This window comes from Psychrobacter piechaudii, from assembly GCF_900162825.1.
Taxonomy (GTDB): Bacteria; Pseudomonadota; Gammaproteobacteria; order Pseudomonadales; family Moraxellaceae; genus Psychrobacter; species Psychrobacter piechaudii.
The window spans coordinates 1-4,693 of the sequence record NZ_FUGE01000207.1 but is presented as its reverse complement, the minus strand read 5'-3'; the positions used below and the strand labels follow the sequence as shown (position 1 = coordinate 4,693).

The 4,693-nt window shown below is 41.0% G+C and carries 5 protein-coding genes and 1 tRNA gene; 3 read left to right on the top strand and 3 right to left on the bottom strand.

Annotated features, from left to right (window positions below; translation table 11 throughout):
• Window positions 1-276: 276 nt before the first annotated feature.
• A complete protein-coding gene (locus tag A1019T_RS10990) occupies window positions 277-1,566 on the bottom strand; it encodes an iron-containing alcohol dehydrogenase (RefSeq protein WP_077451668.1) in 1,290 nt (429 codons plus the stop codon).
• A gap of 268 nt (window positions 1,567-1,834) precedes the next feature.
• Window positions 1,835-1,925: transfer RNA gene (locus A1019T_RS10985), tRNA-Ser, on the bottom strand.
• 379 nt (window positions 1,926-2,304) lie between these two features.
• Here A1019T_RS10985 and A1019T_RS10980 point away from each other — a divergent pair.
• The 3 genes from A1019T_RS10980 to A1019T_RS10970 all read left to right on the top strand — a co-directional run bounded on the left by A1019T_RS10980 (window position 2,305) and on the right by A1019T_RS10970 (window position 4,263).
• Window positions 2,305-3,150 (top strand): DNA/RNA non-specific endonuclease, encoded by an 846-nt coding sequence (locus A1019T_RS10980; protein ID WP_244156646.1) that lies wholly within the window; start codon window positions 2,305-2,307, stop codon window positions 3,148-3,150.
• A 140-nt stretch (window positions 3,151-3,290) separates the two neighbouring features.
• Window positions 3,291-3,626, top strand: coding sequence for a hypothetical protein (locus tag A1019T_RS10975; protein ID WP_077451667.1), 336 nt, complete (start codon window positions 3,291-3,293; stop codon window positions 3,624-3,626).
• A 253-nt stretch (window positions 3,627-3,879) separates the two neighbouring features.
• Window positions 3,880-4,263, top strand: a complete 384-nt coding sequence (locus tag A1019T_RS10970) for a DUF2147 domain-containing protein (RefSeq protein ID WP_028859708.1) — start codon at window positions 3,880-3,882, stop codon at window positions 4,261-4,263.
• 264 nt (window positions 4,264-4,527) lie between these two features.
• Here A1019T_RS10970 and A1019T_RS10965 read toward each other — a convergent pair whose 3' ends face one another.
• Window positions 4,528-4,686 (bottom strand): transposase, encoded by a 159-nt coding sequence (locus tag A1019T_RS10965; RefSeq protein ID WP_425271962.1) that lies wholly within the window; start codon window positions 4,684-4,686, stop codon window positions 4,528-4,530.
• Window positions 4,687-4,693 lie beyond the last annotated feature (7 nt).

The window sequence follows — 4,693 nt, the reverse complement described above, 5'->3', positions numbered from 1 at the left end:
ATGCACAAATCGCCATAACGCTTGGGTCTGAGCAAAACTGCTTTTAGTATCCATAGTTGCTTTCATACCAGCATGTAGATAACCGTTTGGGTGAGTGTGATTGTGTACGAGTTGTTGATATCGTTTGATGAGCCTCGTATCTAGCTCCATTTTATCTATGCCATACTACGCTATTTTATCAAATTTATGCTCAATGATAAATTGTGTAGATACCTATGCCATCTAGGTAAGGGGCTATTGCTATTAATGGGCTTTGAAACCTATTTATTAAGGCTGTTATTTACTTAACGAATCACTGATATCTTTGATGTCATGTAAGATTTTAACAATCTCAGCTTGGGTGAAGTATCTTGGCACTGAATAAGTGTCCCTTACTTCTACGGCTGCTGCTTTGGCAATCTTTATGAAGTCAGCTTCATTGATGCCTTTTACGCTACGATCAATATTGGTTTCTTCAATTAAAGCTCTGACTTGAGCAATTAAATAATCTGCCAATTTACCGTCATCCGCTTTAGATTGAGCGGTATCTACCACCCCAGCTTTTTTAGCCAAAGTAGCCAGTCTGTGCTCACAAACATCCCGGTTGGCATCTAGGATGTGGGGTAGAACGATGGCGTTAGCGCGACCGTGAGGAATGCTATAAAAGGCACCTAACTGGTGAGCAATAGCGTGCACATAGCCTAAACCGGCTTTATTAAAAGAAATACCGCCGTAATGGGCAGCAATACCCATCTCTTCTCGGGCTTTTAAATTTTCACCGTCTTTATAGGCCACGGGTAAATACTGAAATACGGTGCGGGTAGCAGAAGCCGCGTAATAGTCAGTTTCACTACTGGCATTAACGCTCATCCAGGCTTCTAAAGCGTGGGTTAGCACATCAATACCGGTATCAGCAGTAATATGTGGTGGCATACCTTTCATGATGACCGGATCAATGGCAGCCGCTCGCGGCACCATTCTTGGGTCAATAGATAGAGATTTTTGATGTGTCTTGTCGTCAGAAACCACCGCTCCTAGCGTGGCCTCAGAACCCGTCCCTGCTGTGGTAGGGATACAGTAAAGCGGCATCATTTTACCGGCTTTCAGTAGTCCCATTAGTTTTTGCGGTTTCCGCTTGCTGGCCTGACTCATGGCAATAATTTTTGCCGCGTCAATAACCGACCCCCCACCTAACGCTAAGATGGCGTCGCAGTTATTATCTACTGAGTGCTTGATGCCGGCCTCAACCACACTAAAAGTGGGATCTGGGGTAATGCCATCGTATAGATGAAAACCGATTCCCTTTTGTTGTAGGTAGTCGGTGATTTTGTCAGGAATTCCTAGCTGATTTAGAACGGAGTCGGTGACGATTAAAATCTTAGTCGCCCCTTCGTTGATCATCATATCGCACAGCTCAAAGCAGGACTGATCACCAATGAATAGCTGAGGTCTAGGAATGGGAACCACTAAGGCAAAGGCATGCAAGGCTTTGGCGCGAGTTTTAGCGACGGCCAGATAACCAGCATGATTCAATTTTTTGGGAGTGAAAGCGTGTTGTAAAGTGGCAACTGCCTTGCTAACTGGCATACAAAAATCCTTTTTATATTGCTAAATGTAAGAGTAATAACAGTATAGATATAGTAAACAGGTTGCAAGCATTAAGGAAATAAATTGTAGGTAAAAGAGCGTGACTATAGCGTCTAACTTTGACGTAACAAAGTTAAAGGGCGGTCAAACCTAGGCATTGAATATGGTTAGAAACTATTTTGCCATTATATGAGGGAGATACGGTGACAAAAGGATTTAAAGAGCGGAGATAAACACAAAAGAGATAAGACAGGAGAGATAAAAATAATGGCGGTGAAGGAGGGATTCGAACCCTCGATACGCTATTAACGTATACACACTTTCCAGGCGTGCGCTTTCGACCACTCAGCCACTTCACCGTTTTGAAGCCCCATAGTATACCTAAACCCAAAGCAATTGTCATCTTTGATGGGTTTAATTCGAAACTTATAACAAATAACTTTTTTTGACGTCATATACTGACGCTTAATGTGGTTAAAAACTTTACAGGGTTTACCTCGGTTGCTAGCATAGCCTACCTTTGGGTAAACAGTAACCAAAAGACAGCGGTTACCATAAAATAGTAGCATTCGGCGGGGTTAACTAGAGGCGATAAAAGTGGGAAACAAAACAGGCCAAATACAGATAAAAAATCGGCCAGAAAGTAAGAAGGTTAATACAGCTGTCTTGAAACTAGAGCTAACAGGAATCTGTCTCTATCGACTGTCTGGACAAGTTATCACAAAGTTGATAATAATTGTGAGCTTGATATTTTCAATATCAGCTTGGGCGACAGACTTTAAAGACTGTGGTCAGAACTTCTATCAAGCTCAGGCGCCAGATTACTTAGATCAACAAATACTGAATAAAAGCGTCCCTTTATGCTTTAATGGATTTGCCACTTTATATTCAGGATTGTCGAGAACGCCATTATGGTCAGCAGAGCATTTAACCCGTGAGCGCCTGTATCAAGCTGAAGACTTGCCACGTGAGGACAGCTTCCATAGTGAAAGTCGGTTGCCAAGTGCCATGCGGGCTCAGCTTTCTGATTACAAAGGCTCAGGCTATGATCGAGGGCACTTAGCTCCTAATGGCGACATGGCCAATATCAATCAACAATATGACAGCTTTAGTCTCGCCAATATTATTCCTCAGAGTCCAGAAAACAACCGTTATCTATGGAGAAATATTGAGTCGGTCACCCGTTATTTAACCAAAAAGCATGGGGAAGCCTATGTCATTACTGGAGTGGTGTTTAGTGGCAAAAAGCTAACCCAATTAAACAACCGCGTATTAATACCGACCCATATTTTTAAAGCGATCTATATCCCTGCCACAGGCCAGGCTGGTGTCTACTATGCGCCCAATGACGAGACACAGCGGATTGAGATAATTAGTGTTGATGAGCTAGCCCTACGCTCTAATATTGATGTTTTTCCTAGTATCGAAGCTAAAGCAAAGTCGACAGCTATGCCGTTGCCGGTCAAGGTAGGAGATATTACTGATAGAGAAAAACAAACAAAGCCGGCTGAGGATGAGCCGCTGTGGTATTTGATATTAATTGAGATTTTACGCTGGTTTGTCGATAATTTTTTGAAAAAATAAAAGCCTGACCTTAATCCTGTGGGTGGGTTAATAGAGATTGGCAAGGCGAATTAATGCTTTGATAACCAGCTAATTCATGATAAAAGTAAGCATTGATACCCCATCTAAATAGGTTGAATAGGCCAAAGGAGTGAGTCGCTATGACGCAATCTACTGAAAATAGTGCAGAACAAGAAACGTTGAATGCTGCACCATTTGCTTTCAAACCTTATGAGAATGATCATCAGAGTCTACAAATCGGTGAGCTGGTCTTTGAGAACCAAACTGATAGAGTCATTGCTTATGGTGATATTGAGATTACTAAAAATGAGCAGGGGCTGAGCGAAGCATTAAAACTACAACAGCTATTTAATCTCATTGTTGCCGAGTTGCAGTCTGCTAAGCAAGCAGGTAATTTTACACAAGATTCTAATAAACAAGGCTTATTAGATAACCAAGACTCATTCAGTAAGGAAGTAGACAATCCTTTTTCATAACTATAACCGTTAAAAAATAGAAGGGTAATAATTAATTGATTTAAAACTTTTTTTTTAATCATTAATGGTTATAATTAACTATACCTCTCAGGGTAGTTTAATAAAAAACGTCTTGACCGAATTAAATTCAGTGTCTAAGATATCTCAATCACGAAGCAATAATAGTAAGTAGTGGTTTTCCATATTTGAACTCCAAGTCAATTAGGTTACTGCAAAAACTAACTTTGAATATTTTTTCGAAAGGAATCGTAGTATGAAACTTTTAAATCAATCAGTATTAGCACTTTCAGCTTTAGGTCTTGCCACAGTAGCTATGGCTGCTGATCCATTAGCCAATACCACTTGGCAAACTTATGACAATGGCGAACCAAAAGCGCTTGTTAAAATCACAGAATCTGGCGGTGTGTTAACCGGTAAAATTATTTCTACCAACCGTCCTGAAGGCAAAAAGTTTGTAGGCCGTACTGTAATGTCAGGTCTAAAAGCTGACGGTGGTGGTAAATATAGCGGTGGTCAAATCACTGACCCAGAAAACAACAAAACGTATCGTTTAACTGCAGAGTTAAAAGGTAGCGATTTAAAACTAAAAGGCCACTTAGGTCCATTCTCACGTAGCCAAACGTGGAAGAAAAAATAATTTAGCCAAGATAATTAGCTAAATTAAAAAAAAGAAGCCAGATAGCAATATCTGGCTTTTTTTGTGGCTGTTTTCTGAGGGACTGCTTTTTCAAGGATTATACCAATTCTAAAAAATAACACTCAAATCGCACCACTCCCGCTGAGTGATAGACCTAATTAAGTTAGTCTCATTACACAATGCATTCCAAGCGTCACATGCCGCATCGACAATCGCATCATAACTCTCAAAACAGCGATTAGATAACCAATGCTGTTTAAGGTACTACCACACCTGTTCAGCAGGGTTAAGTTCAGGTGAGTAGGGAGGCAATTTAAGCATGGTCACATTGTCTTGATCCAAACTTGGTTGGTGCCATAGCGCCCCATCCATGACCACCACGGCATGCGGACCTTCAAGAACAGCTTTACTGATTTCCTCCATATGCAAT

Excerpts from the sequence above, each read along its gene's own strand:
- A1019T_RS10990 (WP_077451668.1), bottom strand. The coding sequence starts at position 1,566 with ATGCCAGTTAGCAAGGCAGTTGCCACTTTACAACACGCTTTCACTCCC.
- A1019T_RS10975 (WP_077451667.1), top strand. The coding sequence starts at position 3,291 with ATGACGCAATCTACTGAAAATAGTGCAGAACAAGAAACGTTGAATGCT.
- A1019T_RS10970 (WP_028859708.1), top strand. The coding sequence starts at position 3,880 with ATGAAACTTTTAAATCAATCAGTATTAGCACTTTCAGCTTTAGGTCTT.
- A1019T_RS10965 (WP_425271962.1), bottom strand. The coding sequence starts at position 4,686 with ATGGAGGAAATCAGTAAAGCTGTTCTTGAAGGTCCGCATGCCGTGGTG.